The 17,045-nt window shown below is 71.6% G+C and carries 9 protein-coding genes; 7 read left to right on the plus strand and 2 right to left on the minus strand.

Features of this window, described 5'->3' with window-relative positions; translation table 11 throughout:
• The first annotated feature begins 2 nt into the window (after nucleotides 1-2).
• The 7 genes from MUE36_10130 to mptB all read left to right on the plus strand — a co-directional run bounded on the left by MUE36_10130 (nucleotide 3) and on the right by mptB (nucleotide 13,536).
• The gene (locus MUE36_10130) at nucleotides 3-644 is read left to right on the plus strand and encodes a lysoplasmalogenase (GenBank protein ID MCU0311288.1); all 642 of its coding nucleotides are present in this window, start codon (nucleotides 3-5) and stop codon (nucleotides 642-644) included.
• Between the two features lie 21 nt (nucleotides 645-665).
• Nucleotides 666-2,243: an FMN-binding glutamate synthase family protein gene (locus tag MUE36_10135; GenBank protein MCU0311289.1), complete on the plus strand. Its 1,578-nt coding sequence runs from the start codon at nucleotides 666-668 to the stop codon at nucleotides 2,241-2,243.
• A gap of 50 nt (nucleotides 2,244-2,293) precedes the next feature.
• Nucleotides 2,294-4,336, plus strand: coding sequence for an alpha-1,4-glucan--maltose-1-phosphate maltosyltransferase (locus tag MUE36_10140; GenBank protein MCU0311290.1), 2,043 nt, complete (start codon nucleotides 2,294-2,296; stop codon nucleotides 4,334-4,336).
• A gap of 53 nt (nucleotides 4,337-4,389) precedes the next feature.
• Complete coding sequence (treS, locus tag MUE36_10145) at nucleotides 4,390-7,761, plus strand: maltose alpha-D-glucosyltransferase (protein ID MCU0311291.1); 3,372 nt, start codon at nucleotides 4,390-4,392, stop codon at nucleotides 7,759-7,761.
• Nucleotides 7,758-9,881: a 4-alpha-glucanotransferase gene (malQ, locus tag MUE36_10150; protein MCU0311292.1), complete on the plus strand. Its 2,124-nt coding sequence runs from the start codon at nucleotides 7,758-7,760 to the stop codon at nucleotides 9,879-9,881. Before treS ends, malQ begins: the two co-directional genes overlap by 4 nt.
• Nucleotides 9,878-11,803: a 1,4-alpha-glucan branching protein GlgB gene (glgB, locus tag MUE36_10155; protein MCU0311293.1), complete on the plus strand. Its 1,926-nt coding sequence runs from the start codon at nucleotides 9,878-9,880 to the stop codon at nucleotides 11,801-11,803. Before malQ ends, glgB begins: the two co-directional genes overlap by 4 nt.
• A gap of 83 nt (nucleotides 11,804-11,886) precedes the next feature.
• Nucleotides 11,887-13,536: a polyprenol phosphomannose-dependent alpha 1,6 mannosyltransferase MptB gene (gene mptB / locus MUE36_10160; protein ID MCU0311294.1), complete on the plus strand. Its 1,650-nt coding sequence runs from the start codon at nucleotides 11,887-11,889 to the stop codon at nucleotides 13,534-13,536.
• Here the strand turns inward: mptB and MUE36_10165 are convergent.
• Both MUE36_10165 and glgX read right to left on the minus strand, forming a co-directional pair.
• Complete coding sequence (locus tag MUE36_10165) at nucleotides 13,512-14,741, minus strand: glycosyltransferase 87 family protein (protein MCU0311295.1); 1,230 nt, start codon at nucleotides 14,739-14,741, stop codon at nucleotides 13,512-13,514. The genes mptB and MUE36_10165 overlap by 25 nt on opposite strands.
• Before the next feature lie 101 nt (nucleotides 14,742-14,842).
• Nucleotides 14,843-17,026, minus strand: coding sequence for a glycogen debranching protein GlgX (glgX, locus tag MUE36_10170; GenBank protein ID MCU0311296.1), 2,184 nt, complete (start codon nucleotides 17,024-17,026; stop codon nucleotides 14,843-14,845).
• Nucleotides 17,027-17,045: the final 19 nt, after the last annotated feature.

Genomic DNA, 17,045 nt, shown 5'->3' on the forward strand with positions numbered 1-17,045 from the left:
CCGTGAACGCCACGGCGTTCCTCCTGCTCTCGATCACCGTCGTCGTGGTGGCCCTCGACTGGCTCGCCGTGGCGACAGGCCGGCGGCCGGCGGAGCTGGTGCTCAAGCCGTTGGCCATGGTCGGGCTGCTCGGCGTCGCCCTGGCGATCGACGCGTCCGATCCGGCGGCGCGATGGGCCGTCGTGGTCGCCGTGGTGTTGTCGCTGGTGGGCGACGTGTGCCTCATGGTGCGACGCGACCTCTTCGTGCCCGGCCTGGCCGCGTTCCTCCTCGCCCACCTCGCCTACATCGTCGCCTTCGTCGTGGTCGGTGCCTGGGGATCGGGGCTCCTGGTCGGGGCGGCCGTCGTCGCGGTGGCGGTGGTGGTGGTCGGGCCCCGGATCCTTCGGGGCGCGGCGGCCGAGTCGCCGGCGCTGCGGGTGCCGGTCACGGCGTACCTCGTCGCGATCTCCGCCATGGTCGTGCTGGCCTTCGGGACGGGCTCGGTCACGGTCGTCGCCGGCGCCGTGCTCTTCTACCTGAGCGACGCCCTCATCGGCTGGACGCGGTTCGTCCGCGACCTGGAACGGGGCCGGCTCGCGGTGATGGTCACCTACCACCTCGGTCAGATCCTCCTCGTCCTCGGGATCCTCCTCGCGGCGTGAGCGCTCCGTAGGCTCCTGATCATGTGGTGGCTCGTCGCGCTCGCGGTCGTCGTGGTCCTCCTCGTCGCGGTCGCCGTCTACGACCTCGTCCAGCGTCGCCACGCCATCCTGCGCAACTTCCCGGTCATCGGGCACCTCCGCTTCATCCTGGAGTCGATCGGCCCCGAGGTCCGCCAGTACATCGTCACCGACAACGACCAGGAGCGTCCCTTCAGCCGCGACCAGCGGCGGTGGGTGTACACGTCGTCCAAGGCGGGGAACACCTACTTCGGCTTCGGCACCGACAACAACCTCGACATCGCCGAGAACTACCTCGTCATCAAGCACGCCGCGTTCCCGCTCCCGGCGCCGCCCGGCGAGCCCGTCCACCCCGACCCCGACGTGCCGCTCCCGTGCGCCAAGGTCCTCGGTCGGGCCCGCGGTCGTCGGCACGCCTTCCGACCCGACTCGGTCGCCAACATCTCGGCCATGAGCTTCGGCTCGCTCAGCGCCCGCGCCGTCGAGGCGTTGAACCGCGGCGCGGCGATGGCGCACGCGTTGCAGACCACCGGCGAGGGGGGCATCTCCGAACACCATCGCCACGGGGGCGAGCTCATCTGGCAGATCGGCACCGGCTACTTCGGGTGCCGCGACGAACGTGGCGACTTCGACCTTGCCCGCCTCGTCGACGCGGCGGCGGGAGCGCCGGTGCGGGCCATCGAGATCAAGTTGAGCCAGGGTGCCAAGCCGGGCCTCGGCGGGATGTTGCCCGGCGCCAAGGTGACGCCCGAGATCGCCGCCATCCGCGGCGTCCCGGTGGGCAAGGACTGCCTGAGCCCTGCGGCGCACCGGGCCTTCTCCGACGTCGACGGGCTCCTGGAGCTCCTCGAACGGATCGCCGACGCGACCGGACTGCCCGTCGGGATCAAGTCCGCCGTCGGTGAGGGCGCGTTCTGGGAGGACCTCGCCCTGCGCATGGTGCGCACCGGGACGGGCCCCGACTTCGTGGTGATCGACGGTGGGGAGGGCGGCACCGGCGCGGCGCCGCTCACGTTCTCCGACCACGTGTCGCTGCCGTTCCGGTGGGGCTTCTCGCGCGTGTACCGGACGTTCCGGGAGCAGGGCCTCACCGACGACCTGGTCCTCGTCGGTTCGGGGAAGCTGGGGTTGCCGGAGAACGCCCTGTCGGCGATGGCGATGGGCGCCGACATGGTGAACGTCGGTCGCACCGCCATGTTCTCGATCGGGTGCATCCAGGCCCAGCGCTGTCACACCGATCGCTGCCCCGTCGGGGTCGCCACCCAGTCCCCCCGCCTCCAACGCGGGCTCGACCCCGACCTCAAGTCGGTCCGGTGCGCCAACTACCTGGCGTCGTTGCGCTTCGAGCTCGTCCGCCTCGCCCGGGCCTGCGGCGTGTGCCACCCGGCCCTCGTCCCCGCCGAGCGTCTCGAGCTCCTCCAGGACCGTTGGCAGTCGGTGCCGCTCCCCGACGTCGTCGGCTACGCGCAGGGCTGGGGGTTGCCGCCGGCGTCGGACCGCGCCGAGATCACCCGGGTCATGGCCGATCTGGCCCGACGGCGCCCGGCGACGACCTCCGACGGGCCGGCCGGGCGGTCGTGACCGTTCCCGCCCCGGTCTCGGCGGACGGGGTGACCGACTAGAAAGTCCCCATGAGCCCCGGCGCTCCCCCCCGTGTCGTCGTCGCCGAGGTCTCCCCCCGGATCGACGGCGGGCGTCATCCCGTCAAGCGCGTCGAGGGCGAGCCCGTCGTCGTCGGGGCCACGGTGTTCGCCGACGGCCACGACGTCCTCCACGTGGTCCTCAGCCACCGTCCGCCCGGTTCGAGCCGGTGGGTCGATGTCCCCATGATCCCGGTGAACCCGGGACTCGACCGATGGGAGGCGACGTTCGTCCCCGTGGACCAGGGCACACACCCCTACAAGGTGCTCGGCTGGATCGACGGCTTCGCGACCTGGGCCCACGGGACGTCCCGCAAGCTCGAGGCCGGCCAGGCCGTCGACTCCGAGCTCCTCGCCGGTGCCGCCCTGCTCGAGGCCGACGCCGAGGGAGCACCGCGACGCGACGCCGCGCTCCTGAAGGAGGCGGCCGCCCGGTTGCGTTCCGGCGACCTGAGCGACCTCACCGACCCCGGCAGCGACGACCGGCCCTCCGCCGCCACGCTGCACCGCCGTCGGTTGCGGCGGGCCGACGCAGGGTCGGGTCCCGTCGTCGAGGTGGTCGTCGAGCGCGAGCGGGCGCTGTTCAGCACGTGGTACGAGCTGTTCCCCCGTTCGACGTTCGTCACCGGGCCCACTGCGGCCGACGAGTCCGCACCGCTGCGCCACGGCACGCTGCGCGGCGTCGCGGAGCAGCTCGACCGGATCGCCGAGATGGGGTTCGACGTCTTGTACCTGCCGCCCGTGCACCCCATCGGCACCTCCTTCCGCAAGGGGCCGGAGAACGCCGAGACAGCCGGACGCGGCGATCCGGGGAGCCCGTGGGCGATCGGCTCCTCCGCCGGGGGCCACACCTCCGTGCACCCCGAGCTCGGCACCCTCGAGGACCTCCACCACCTCGTCGAGGCGGCTGCGGCGACGGGCGTCGAGATCGCCCTCGACCTGGCGTTCCAGTGCTCTCCCGACCATCCCTGGGTCACCGAGCACCCCGAGTGGTTCGCCCACCGCCCCGACGGCACGATCCAGTACGCCGAGAACCCGCCCAAGCGCTACCAGGACATCTATCCGCTCGACTTCTCCGGGTCGGCGTGGCGCGAGCTCTGGGAAGCGCTGCTCGAGGTCGCCGAGTTCTGGATGGACCGGGGGATCCGGATCTTCCGGGTCGACAACCCCCACACCAAGCCCTTCGCCTTCTGGGAGTGGTTCATCGCCCAGCTGCGCCGACGCGACCCGGAGGTGGTGCTGCTGTCGGAGGCCTTCAGCCGTCCCGCGATCATGGCCGAGCTGGCGAAGGTCGGGTTCACCCAGAGCTACACGTACTTCACGTGGCGCACGACCAAGGCCGAGCTCACCGACTACGCCCGGGAGGTCACCACCGGGCCGGGAGCCGACGCGTCCCGGCCGAACTTCTGGCCGAACACCCCGGACATCCTGGCTTGGCACCTCCAGGGTGCCAGCCGGGCGATGTTCGCGCTCCGCCACCTCCTCGCCGCCACCCTGAGTGCCAGCTACGGCGTCTACGGCCCGGCCTTCGAGCTGTGCGAGAACGTCCCGGCGGGCAACGGCAAAGAGGAGTACGGGCGGTCCGAGAAGTACGAGCTGCGCCGTTGGGAGCTCGACGCCGACCCGAGTCTCCGTGACCAGCTGACCAGGGTGAACCGGGTCCGCCACGAGTGCCTCGCGCTGCACACGAACCGCACCCTGCGGTTCCACCACGCCCCCAACGACCAGGTGCTGGCGTACTCGAAGACCACCCACGACGGCCCCGACCCCGATCCGGCCCGGCCGGCGCGCAATCCCGTGCTCGTGGTGGTCAACCTCGACGACCGCGAGGTCCAGCGGGCCACGCTCGAGCTCGACCTCGCGTCCCTCGGCATCGACCCCTCCCGACCGTTCCACGCCCTCGACCTGCTGACCGGACGCCGCTTCGCGTGGGAGGGTGCACATCCCTTCGTCGAACTGGACCCGGAACGCCAGCCCGGCCACCTCCTGCGGATCAGCCAGCCCCCCGCCGACGGGACCGACCCCCGCCCCTGAACCACCCCGCCACATCCCACCTTCCGCCCCCCCAACGCCCCCGGGATCACGCGATGCTCGACGACTCGACCGACCAGCACGACTGGTACAAGGACGCCGTCATCTACGAGTTGCACGTCCGCGCCTTCGGCGACTCCGACGACGACGGCATCGGTGACTTCGACGGGCTGACCGACAAGCTCGACTACCTCGCCCAGCTGGGCGTGACCGCCCTCTGGCTCCTGCCGTTCTACCCGTCGCCGCTGCGCGACGACGGCTACGACATCGCCGACTACGGCGACATCCACCCCAGTTACGGCGATCTGCGGGCTTTTCGCCGGTTCCTCCGCGAGGCTCATCGCCGGGGTCTTCGGGTGATCACCGAGCTCGTGCTCAACCACACCTCCGACCAGCACCCGTGGTTCCAGCGGGCCCGACGGGCGCCGCCGGGAAGCCGGTGGCGGGACTTCTACGTGTGGAACGACACCCCCGACCGCTATCCGGGCGTGCGGATCATCTTCGAGGACTACGAGACGTCGAACTGGACGTGGGACCCGGTGGCCAAGGCCTACTACTGGCACCGCTTCTTCTCCCACCAGCCCGACCTCAACTTCGACAACCCCGAGGTGCGCACCACGATGCTGCGCGCCGTGGACAAGTGGCTCGAGCTCGGGGTCGACGGCGTGCGCCTCGACGCCGTTCCCTACCTCTTCGAGCGCGACGGCACGAACTGCGAGAACCTCCCCGAGACCCACGAGTTCCTCAAGCAGCTCCGGGCCCACGTCGACAGCCGCTTCCCCGGCCGGATGCTGCTCGCCGAGGCCAACCAGTGGCCCGAGGACGCCGTCGCCTACTTCGGGGACGGCGACGAGTGCCACGCCGCCTTCCACTTCCCGCTCATGCCCCGGCTCTTCATGGCCCTGCGCATGGAGGACCGGTCCCCGGTCATCGACATCAGCCAGCAGACACCCGAGATCCCCGCGAACTGCCAGTGGGCGATCTTCCTGCGCAACCACGACGAGCTGACGCTCGAGATGGTCACCGACGAAGAGCGTGACTACATGTACCGGGCCTATGCCGCCGACCCGGAGATGCGGGTCAACGTGGGCATCCGGCGGCGCCTGGCGCCGCTCATGCAGAACGACCGGCGGAAGATCGAGCTGATGAACGGGTTGCTCTTCGCCCTGCCAGGGGCCCCGGTCATCTACTACGGCGACGAGCTGGGCATGGGCGACAACGTCTACCTCGGCGACCGTGACGCGGTGCGCACGCCGATGCAGTGGAGCCCGGACCGCAACGCCGGCTTCTCGGGAGCCAACCCGCAGCGCCTCTACCTCCCGGTGATCATCGACCCCGAGTACCACTACGAGACGGTCAACGTCGAGGCCCAGAACAACAACCCCAGCTCGTTGCTGTGGTGGATGCGACGGCTGATCGCGCTGCGCGCCCAGCACCGGGTCCTCGGTCGCGGCGACATCGAGTTCCTCCTCCCGGAGAACGGCAAGGTGCTGGCCTTCCTGCGCCGCGACGAGCACGAGACGGTCCTGGTGGTCGCCAACCTCTCGCGCCACGCCACCGCGGTGTCGCTCGACCTGCACGAGCACCGGGGCTCGGTGCCGGTCGAGATGTTCGGCCACACGGAGTTCGCGCCGGTCGCCGACGGGCCGTACCAGTTGACCCTCGGCCCCCACGGCTTCTACTGGTTCTCGTTGGAGTCGCGACGCTCCGACGTGTCACCGGAGTTCCCGCACGGGCGCGACCTGCCGACGCTGTCGGTCGCGTCGGATTGGCGGACCCTCCTGCGGGGCAGGGGTCGGAGCGCCTTCGAGCGGGCGCTCCCGCGCTATCTGGCCGACAGCCGCTGGTACGCGGGCAAGGGACGCACGATCCGAGCCCTCGAGACGCTCGACGTGGTGCCGCTGGCGCGGACGCGTGCCCGCCAGGCGACGGCACAGGCCTTCCTCGTCCTGACCCACATCGACTACGCGGAGGGTGAGCCGGAGACCTACCTGCTCCCGCTGACCGTGGCCGATGCGAACCGGGCCGACGAGCTGCTCGCCGACCACCCCAACTGCGGCATCGGGTGGGTCGACGTCCGCGCCACCGGCGAGCGGCTCTTCCTCCACGACGCGCTCGTGGACCCGACCCTCATGACCTCGGCGCTCGAGGCGTTCCGCAACCGGCGGACCTTCGCGTCGACCGGAGGAGCGGACCTGCGGGCTTCGGTGAACGCCCGCTTCCGGCGCGCCATCGCCGACCTCCCCGCCGACGAGTTGGCGGTGCACACCCTCGGCGGGGACACGAGCAACACCTCGGTCGGGTTCGGCCAGCACTTCGTCATGAAGATCTTCCGGCGGGCCCAGGAGGGGGTCAACCCCGACCTCGAGATCGGCCGGTTCCTCACCGAAGAGGCCGGGTTCACCCATTCACCCCCCCTCTTCGGGGCCCTCGAGTACCAGAAGGGCTCGCGACGCGAGCCTCGCACCCTCGCGGTGCTGTCGGGGTTCGTCCCCAACGAGGGCGACGCGTGGCAGTACACCCTCGACCAGCTGGGCCTGTTCTACGAGTCGGCCCAGCAGCGGATCCCCGACAGCGAGGCGTGGGTGCCACCGTGGTCGACGTGGCTCGACTCGCTCTGGTGGCAGCCGGCCGATGCGGTGGCCGACGCCCTCGGCCCCTACCTGGGTGCCGCCGAGCTGCTCGGCAGGCGCACCGCGGAGCTCCACCACGCCCTGGCCTCGGGCGTGGACGAGGCGTTCGCCCCCGAGCCGTTCACGACGCTCTACCAGCGGTCGCTCTACCAGTCGATGCGGGCCCAGGTCCGTCCGACGCTCGGGGCGGTACGCAAGGCCCTCAAGGGGCTGGACGACGAGGTCCGCCCGCTCGCCGAGGAGCTGCTGGCCAGTGAGGCCGAGATCCTCGACTGCTTCTCGCAGCTGCGGTCGCACCGCTTCGACGTCCATCGGATCCGGGTCCACGGGGACTACCACCTGGGCCAGGTGCTGCACGCCGGTCGCGAGTTCGTCATCGTCGACTTCGAGGGCGAGCCGTCGCGCTCGCCGACCGAGCGGCGCATCAAGCGCAGCGCCCTCTCCGACGTGGCCGGCATGGTCCGCTCGTTCCACTATGCCCAGGTCGCCGCCCTCCGCGACCTCGACCACCAGGGGTGGTTGCCCACCGAACAACGCGAGCCGATGCGCGATCGGGGGCGCGTGTGGCAGTTCTGGGTGACCATCCGGTTCCTCAGGGGCTACCTCGACGCCGCCGAGGGGTCGTCCTTCCTGCCTGTCGACATGGCGGACGTCGACGCCCTGTTGACGACCTACACCCTCGACAAGGCGCTCTACGAGGTGCGCTACGAGCTCGGCCACCGGCCCGACTGGGCGAGCATCCCCGTGCGCGGGGTGCTCGACCTCGTCCGACCTCACGGATCGCCGGCATCGTGACCGAGGACGGCCTCGGCGAGCTGGGTCGGCTGGCCGAGGCGGCCGGCGTCCAGACGTCCTACTGGGACACCCGGGGAGGGCGCCACGTCGCCACGCCCGACGCAGTGGTGGCGGTGCTGTCCTCGTTGGGGGCGCCGATCGACCGACCCGACCGGCTCGACGACCTCCGCGCCGCCGTCGAGCTCGAGGGCGTCGACCTCCTCGAGCCCGTCGTCGTGCACTGGGTCGACGGGCAGGCCGTCGACGTCGACGTCTGCCGACCCCGTGGCGCCGCGGCCACCCCGGTGCGCTGGGTCGTCACCGTCGAGGACGGGGGGATCGTCGAGGGGGTGGTGGCCCCCGATGCCCGGCCCCCCGTCGCCGCGCGGGAGGCCGGCGGCCGCCCCCACGACGTGCACCGGATCGCCCTGGAAGGCACGGACCGCCTCCCGGCCGGGTACCACCGGCTGTTCGTCGAGGCCGACGGCCGCGGCCACGTCGCCACGCTCGTGGTCGCTCCCCGCCTCGTGGCCCAGCCGGCGCCGGCGGAGCGCACCTGGGGCGTGGTGGCACCGCTGTCGGCGCTGGCCGCCCCCCGTCCCACCGGTCCCGCGGTCGCCGACCTCGACGGGGTCGGCCGGTGGATCCACTCCCACGGCGGACGGATCGTGGCGACGCTGCCGATCCTGGCCGCCTACCTCGACGAGCCCTGCGACTTCAGCCCCTACACGCCGGTGAGTCGCCGATTCTGGAACGAGCTGTACCTCGACATCGAGGCCACACCCGAGCTCGCAGCCAGCCCCGAGGCCCGCGCCCTGGTCGACGCGCTCGTCCCGTCGAGCGACGCGGTGCGGTTCGACCACCGCGCCCACCATCTCCGGCTCCGCCCCGTCCTCGAGGCGCTCGCCCGGACGTTCTTCGCCGCACCGGCCTCCACCCGGGCACCGTTCGAGGAGTGGATGGCCGCCGATCCGACGGTGGGTGCCTACGCAGCCTTCCGCGCCGCCGGGGATCAGACGCGGACCGGCTGGCACGCCTGGGGGGTCGGCGCGGGACGACTGCCCGCCGGCGTCGAGGTCGACGGTGAGCTGGCGCGCTACCACCTCTACGTCCAGTGGACGATGCGCAACCAGCTCGCCGCCGTGGCCGGGCGGCTGGCCTCCCGCGACCAGCGGCTGTACCTCGACCTCCCGGTCGGCACCCACGGCGACGGCTTCGACACGTGGGCCGAGTCCCACCTCTACGGATGGGGGTGCGCGGTGGGGGCACCCCCCGACGACTTCTTCGGAGAGGGCCAGAACTGGGGGTTCCCCCCCACCAACCCGCGTGCCGCTCGGGCCGACGGGCACCGACAGCTCGTCGCCGCGCTGCGCCACCACATGCACGTCGCCGGGGTGTTGCGCCTCGACCACGTGATGGGCCTCGAGCGGCTCTACTGGGTGCCCGACGGGGCCCACGCCCGCGAGGGCGTGTACGTGCGCTACCCCCGTGAGGAACTGTTCGCCGTGCTCTGCGTCGAGTCGATGCGTCGCGACTGCCGGATCGTCGGCGAGGACCTCGGGACGGTGACCGACGAGATCCGCGAGGCGATGACCCGGCACGGGCTGCTCGGGATGTACGTCAGCCAGTTCCGGCTGCCCGGCCACGACGCCACCGTGCCCGTCCCCGGTGATCGTCAGGTGGCAGCCATCGACACGCACGACACGCCCACGTTCGCCGGGTGGATGCAGGGTCTCGACATCGGGATCCGGAGGGCCACGGGCCAGATCGAGCCGGCGGAGGAGCACGATCGGTACGAGGAGCGACGCATCGACGTCGCCCGCCTCGTCGCGGCCCTGCGTCGCACCGGGAGGTTGGGCGCGGGTGACGAGGACGCCGACGCGGGGGTCGTCCTCGCCGCCCTGCTCGAGGAGCTCGCCGCCTCGCCGGCCGCCGCGCTGCTGGTGGGCATCGACGACCTGGTTCTCGACACCGAGGCCCAGAACGTGCCCGGCACGCCGCTCGACCGCCCGAACTGGGTACACATCCTCGACAGCTCCCTCGCCGACCTCGCCACCGATGACGAGGTGACCGCCCTGCTCCGACGGGTGCAGGGCGCTCGTCTGTCGGCTCATCAGCACGCTCTGGAGGACCCATCGTGACGCCGCTCACCGACGACGATCTCTGGCTCTTCAACGAGGGGGTGCACACCCGCCTCTACGAGCGCCTGGGCGCCCACCTCGGTGTGGGCCCCGAGGGGGAACCCGGCTGCACCTTCGGGGTCTGGGCGCCGAACGCCCGGCAGGTCTCGGTCGTGACCGACGCCAACGGTTGGCGACCCGGGGCCCATCCGCTGGCCCCGCAGGCGAGCTCGGGGATCTGGAGCGGCTTCGTCGCGGGCATGGGCCTCGGCGACCGGTACAAGTTCCACGTCGAGTCCCGCGCCGGGGGCCATCGCGGCGACAAGGCCGATCCGGTGGCGTTCCAGGCCGAGATGCCGCCCCGGACGGCGTCGGTGGTGGCCGACCTCGACGCCCACGGGTGGGGCGACGCCGACTGGATGCGGGAACGTCGGCGACACAACGCCCTCGACGCCCCGATGGCCATCTACGAGCTCCACCTGGGCTCGTGGCGCCACGCCCCCGACGAGCTCCGCTCGCTCAACTACCGCGAGGTGGCCCCGGTCCTCGCCGACTACGTGACGGCGCAGGGCTTCACCCACGTCGAGCTGCTCCCGGTGATGGAGCACCCGTTCTACGGCTCGTGGGGGTACCAGACCACCGGGTACTTCGCCCCGACGTCACGGTTCGGCACGCCGGCCGACTTCATGTTCCTCGTCGACACGCTGCACCAGGCCGGGATCGGGGTCATCCTCGACTGGGTGCCTTCGCACTTCCCGACCGACGCCCACGGTCTGGCGGTCTTCGACGGCACCCACCTCTACGAGCACGCCGACCCGCGCAAGGGTCACCACCCCGACTGGAAGAGCGCGATCTTCAACTACGACCGCCACGAGGTGCGCAGCTTCCTGTTGTCGAGCGCCCACTTCTGGCTCGACCGCTACCACGTCGATGGCATCAGGGTGGACGCGGTGGCTTCGATGCTCTACCTCGACTACTCACGCGAGGCGGGGGAGTGGATCCCCAACGAGCACGGCGGCAACGAGAACCTCGGGGCGTTGCGCTTCCTGAAGAAGCTCAACGAGACCGTCTACCGCGACTTCGGCGACGTGCAGGTGTTCGCCGAGGAGTCCACCGCCTGGCCGATGGTCTCCCGTCCGATCGAGTTCGGCGGTCTCGGGTTCGGGCTGAAGTGGGACATGGGCTGGATGCACGACACCCTGCGCTACTTCGAACGCGAGGCCGTCTACCGCCGTTATCACCAGGACGAGCTGACCTTCCGCATGGTGTACGCGTTCACCGAGAACTTCTGCCTCCCCCTCAGCCACGACGAGGTCGTCCACGGCAAGGGCTCGCTGCTGTCGAAGATGACCGGTGACCGGTGGCAGCGACTCGCCAACCTCCGGTCGTTGTACGGCTACCAGTACGGCCAGCCCGGCAAGAAGCTGTTGTTCATGGGGGCCGAGCTCGCCCAGGAGACCGAATGGGACCACGACGGATCGTTGTCGTGGTGGCTGCTCGACGACCCCGACCACGCCGGGATCCAGGCCTGGGTGCGCGACCTGAACCGCCTCCATCGCCTCGAGCCCGCCCTCCACCAGGTCGACTTCGAGCCGGCCGGGTTCCAGTGGGTCGACGCCTCGGACAGCGCGGCCAGCGTCCTCGCGTTCCTGCGCCACCCCCGGCCCGGCGCCGAGGGCGTCCCCGACGCCCACGCAGGGCGCGAGGTGCTCGTCGTGTGCAACTTCACCCCGGTGCGACGCGACGGCTATGCGATCGGCGTGCCCCGTCCGGGACGCTGGGTCGAGCTCGCCAACTCCGACGCCGCGGAGTACGGGGGGTCCGGCGCGGGGAACGGCGGGGCCGTCGACGCCACGGACGAGGGGCGCCACGGGTTCGCATGGTCGCTGCCCCTCACCCTGCCGCCGTCGGCGGTGCTCTTCCTCGCTCCCGACGGCCCATGACACCCGTCACATGGTGCGCTGACGAGGGGAAAGAGGCCTCCGGCCTCCGTGGCCGGGGCCACGTCGGCCAGTAGTCTCTCCTGGTGCCCACCACGATCGAACGCGCCCGGGCGGCCGTCGCCCGGACCCCCGAACTGCAGCGGTGGGCCGACTGGAGCAGGGACCTCCTCTACGGCACGCCCGGCGACGGCGGGATCCGCCGCTCCGAGATCTCGCCGTGGCGTCCGCCCCAGTCCGGGCCGAGCCGTCGCTGGGTCACCGTCCTCGCCGCGCTCGGCGGGTTCCTCGGGGCGTTGCTGTTGTCGACGTCGGCGCCGGTGTGGCGTCTCGCCCTGCCGTCGTGGCGCCTGACCCTGCCGTTCATCCCCCATCCCGGCACCACCATGCAGTCGGCGGCGCTCTTCGTCTCGGGGCTGATCCTGCTCGGGCTCTCGTGGTTCGCCCTCATCCACCGTGCCGGCCGGCGGGGTGACGGCCGACGGCGGATGGCGATGGTGGCGGCTGTCATCGCCCTGTGGTGCCTCCCGTTCCTGCTGGGGCCGCCCCTGCTCTCCAACGACGTCTACAGCTACGTCGCCCAGGGCGAGATGGCCAGCCAGGGTCTCGACCCCACGGCCACGGGGCCCATCGCCCTCGGCCGGGGCGACTGGCTCCGCCAGGTCGACCCGGTGTGGCGGGCGGCGCCCGCCCCCTACGGCCCGGTGGCCATCGGGGTGGGTGAGCTCGTGGTCGAGGCGAGCGGGCACGACCCGGCCGGCGCGGTGTGGATCTTCCGGGGCGTGATGGTCCTCGGCGTCGTCATGGGTGCCGTGGGGGTGGCGCTCGTGGCGCGCCGCGCCGGCGTCAACCCGGCCGTCGCCGTCGCGATCGGGATCGGCAACCCTCTCGTGACGCTCTACCTCATCGGCGGGATCCACAACGACGCGCTGATGTTCGGCTTCCTCATGCTCGGTCTGGCCGCCGCTCAACGCGACCGCAAGGGCCTCGCCGTCGCGTTGATCACCGCCGCCACCGCCGTGAAGCTCCCCGCGGCGGTCGGGCTCGTCTACCTCGGCTGGACCTGGTCGGGGCCGCTGGCCGGCTTCGGCCGCCGGGTCCTCGACACCGTCAGGGTCGTCGCCCTCGCCGCGGCGGGCATCGCCGTCGCCTGCGTCGTGGCGGGGATCGGCATCGGATGGATCACCGCGCTCGAGTCGACCGGCAAGGTCACCACCACGTTCTCGCCGACCACCAAGATCGGCTACAGCATCGGCGAGGTGCTCACCTGGGTCGGGCTCCCCGTCGACCCCTCGACGGTCGCCGCCGGCTGGCGGCTGTTCGGCCTCGCCGTCACCGCCGCGCTCGGCCTCTTCCTGATGCTGCGCAGTCCCCGCATCGGCCTGATCCGGGCCACCGGCTTCATGCTGGTCGCCTACGTGCTGCTCGGCCCGGTGCTGTGGCCCTGGTACCTGCCGGCGGGCTTCGCGGTGCTCGCCTCGGTCGGCCTCGGCCGCTATCGCCCCTCGTATCTCGTGGTGTGCGTCGCCATCAGCTGGTTCGTGTGGCCGACCTCGGTGATCGCCGTCGACTACCTCACCGAGTACCAGCACCTCCTGGGGCTGCTCGTGGTGGCGCTCGTGAGTGGGCTGGCCTTCGGGGCGCAGCGCTTCTCGTCCCGGTGGGAGCGGCGCATGCAGCGGGCCCTCGGGGAGCCCGATCGGACCGACGATCAGGCGCCCGTCGCCGTCGGCTGATCCGCGGACACCGCCCGGTCGGTCCCGACGGGTCCGCAGGGCCGGGCTCCGAGCCGGACGAGGCGCACGAGCGCGACGGCCAGCAGTGCCACGAGCGTCACGTTGCGGACCGCGACCGTCGCCACCGCGAGCCCGTCGCCGGCGATCAGCTCCTCGATCCACAACAGGCCCAGCGTGCTCGACAGGCCCGCCGCCAGCGTGAGTGCCGCCACCGTCCGGTCACCCCGGACGGTGACGATCGCCGCGAACGGCAGGAACCACAGCACGTACTGCGGCGAGATGATGCTCGACAGCACGAGCACGGCGGTGACCGCGGCCAGGGGGGCGTAGCCCTCGACCGCGGCGTCGCCGGGCTCCATCTCCCGCCCGCCGGGCGTGGCGAGGTGGTGCGCGGGGGTCGGCACGCGGTGGGCCAGCCACCACGCGACCGCCACGACGGTGAGGGCCGCCAGGCTCAGCGCGGCGCGCACGGCGTCCGGTGCGGTCGTGGCCGTGCGCCACGCCCCCTGTTGCACGGTGGAGCCAGCCGGGTCGAGGCCGTGTAGCACGATCCCCGGGATGCTCTCGATCTGCCAGCCGGTCGCGCCGCGGAAGGTGAGGATCTGGCGGATCCCGTCGGGGCCGGCCCACGCGACCCACGCCCCGAGCGCGACGGCCCCGGTGATCGCCCAGGCCACCAGTCCCTGCCCGCGGCGTCGCACGACCATCGACGGGGCCAGGACGAGCGGCCACACCTTGGCGAACACCGACAACGCCAGCGCGGCGCCGCCGCGGCGATCGAGCCCTCGGCGCAGGAGGCCCAGTCCCAGCACGGCCAGGAAGACCGAGAGCAGGTCCGTTCGCAGGTAGGCGAACGGGTAGACGAGCATCGGGCTGGCCAGGACCAGGTAGGCGACGGCGGCCCGGCGCGACCAGGCCCACGCGAGGACGACGGCGGTGGCCAGCTCGAGGAGCAGCTGGCTGACGGCCAGCACGGTGAGCGTGCCGAGGGTGGTGGGCCGGTCGACGAGGTGGACGAGACCGAGGGTCAGCGGGGGGTACTCGACGTCGAAGTCGCGGTACGGGCGCCCCGGTTCGTCGACGATGGCTTCGTAGCGGCGGGCGTCGCCGCCCAGGATCGAGAACTCCTCCTCCTGCCCGCTGCGCAGGACGGCGACGACGGCGACCACCCGGACGGCGACCAGGACCACGACGAGCAGGGCCACGGCCCAGCGCCCTCGGCGCCTCGTGCCCGTCACCGTTCGTGGGCTGAAGCGCCGACGGTCGGCAGGAGGCCGACGGGCGGCCGACGACGAAGGCGCATCGGTCAGTTCGCCGACGGGGTCCGGTGGTCGACGCTGAGGTGGCGCTCGTCCCGATCGCCGGGTGATCCGAGGCGTCGGAGCAGGACGACGGACCGGGCCACGACCTCGACGACCTCGCCGGCGGCCGTCGTGCCGTCGCGTCCGGGGGGGAAGCCCAGGTCGACGTCGTCGATCGCCGTGTCGAACACCATCGTCCAGGCGTCGCCGTAGGTCGGGTCGGGCAGGACGAAGGCGACGTCGTCGGCCGACGCGTTGAACACCGCGAAGAAGCTGTGGTCGATGATGCGCTCGTTGCGGGGCCCGCGTCCGGGGAGCGCCTCGCCGTTGAGGAACACCCCGATGCAGCGGTTCTCACCGTTGCGCCAGTCGTCGTCGTCCATCCGGGTGCCGAAGGGGGTGAACCACCCGATGTCGTCGACGTCCTCGCCCATGATCGGTTGGCCCTGGAAGAACCGACGGCGGCGGAACACCCGGTGGGCGCGCCGCAGGTGCACGAGGCGGCTCGTGAACGTCAGCAGGTCCTCGTCGACGGTCGCCCAGTCGTACCAGGAGATCTCGTTGTCCTGGCAGTAGGCGTTGTTGTTGCCCTGCTGCGTCCGGCCGAGCTCGTCGCCCCCGAGCAGCATGGGGACACCCTGGGAGAGCATCAGGGTGACGAGGAGGTTGCGTCGTTGGCGGCGCCGCAGGGCGCTCACCGCCTCGTCGTCGGTCGGACCCTCCGCCCCGCAGTTCCACGACCGGTTGTCGGTCGTGCCGTCACGGTTCTCCTCGCCGTTGGCCTCGTTGTGCTTCTCGTCGTAGGCGACGAGGTCGTGGAGGGTGAAGCCGTCGTGGGCGGTCACGAAGTTGATCGAGGCCGAGGGGGTGCGCCCGTTGGCCTGGTAGAGGTCGCTCGACCCCGTGAAGCGGTAGCCGAACTCGGCCATGCTGTGCTCGGCGCCGCGCCAGAAGTCGCGGATCTCGTCGCGGTACTTGCCGTTCCACTCCGACCACAGCGGGGGGAAGTTGCCCACCTGGTAGCCGCCCTCGCCGACGTCCCAGGGCTCGGCGATGAGCTTGACCTGGCTGACGACCGGGTCCTGTTGGATCAGGTCGAAGAAGGACGACAGCTTGTCGACGTCGTGCAGCTCCCGGGCCAGCGTGGCGGCGAGGTCGAAGCGGAACCCGTCGACGCGCATCTCGGTGACCCAGTAGCGCAGGCTGTCCATGATGAGCTGGAGCACGTGGGGGTGGCGCATGTTCATGCTGTTCCCGGTGCCCGTGTAGTCGACGTAGCGGCGGCGGTCGTTGGGGTCGAGGCGGTAGTAGGCGGCGTTGTCGGCCCCCTTCATGGCCAGGAGGGGCCCACCGTCGTTGCCCTCGGCGGTGTGGTTGTAGACGACGTCGAGGATCACCTCGATGCCGGCGTGGTGGAGGGTCTTCACCATCTGCTTGAACTCCTGCACCTGCTGGCCGCGCTGGCCGTAGACGGCGTAGTCGCCGTGGGGGGCGAGGAAGGCGATGGAGTTGTAGCCCCAGTAGTTGTCGAGGCCCATCTGGTCGAGGCGGTAGTCGTGCACGAACTGGTGCACCGGCATGAGCTCCACGGCGGTGACGCCGAGGCGGGTGAGGTGGTCGATGATCGGCTGGCTGCACAGGCCGAGGTAGGTGCCGCGCAGCTCCTCGGGCACGTCGGGGTGGGTGGCCGAGATGCCCTTCACGTGCGCCTCGTAGACGACCGTCTCGTGCCAGGGGGTGCGGGGGCGGTGGTCGTGGCTCCAGTCGAAGTACGGGCTGATGACGATCGACTTGGGGACGAACGGGCCGGAGTCGCTGTGGGTCGGGTCGCCGTCGGGGCCGGAGTCGAAGGCGTACGGGAACACCGCCTCGGCCCACTGCACGCGGCCCTCCACCGCCTTGGCGTAGGGGTCGATCAACAGCTTCGCCGGGTTGCCGCGGGTGCCGTTCTCCGGGGCCCACGGGGCGTGAACCCGGAAGCCGTAGCGCTGGCCGGGCTGGACCCCCGGCACGTAGCCGTGGTGCACGAAGGCGGTGATCTCGGGCAGCGTCAGGCGGGTCTCCCGGCCGGCGTCGTCGAAGAGGCACAGCTCGACGCGTTCGGCCACCTCGGAGAAGAGCGAGAAGTTGGTGCCGGTCCCGTCGAACGTGGCGCCCAGCGGGAAGGCTTCACCAGGCCAGATCTCCATCCGGTCCAGCGTACGCGGC

Source organism: Acidimicrobiales bacterium (assembly GCA_025455885.1).
In the GTDB taxonomy this organism is placed as follows: domain Bacteria; phylum Actinomycetota; class Acidimicrobiia; order Acidimicrobiales; family Acidimicrobilacustridaceae; genus Rhabdothermincola_A.

Coding starts and splice junctions, on each gene's coding strand:
- MUE36_10135 (MCU0311289.1), top strand. CDS start 666: ATGTGGTGGCTCGTCGCGCTCGCGGTCGTCGTGGTCCTCCTCGTCGCG.
- MUE36_10140 (MCU0311290.1), top strand. CDS start 2,294: ATGAGCCCCGGCGCTCCCCCCCGTGTCGTCGTCGCCGAGGTCTCCCCC.
- treS (MCU0311291.1), top strand. CDS start 4,390: ATGCTCGACGACTCGACCGACCAGCACGACTGGTACAAGGACGCCGTC.
- glgX (MCU0311296.1), bottom strand. CDS start 17,026: ATGGAGATCTGGCCTGGTGAAGCCTTCCCGCTGGGCGCCACGTTCGAC.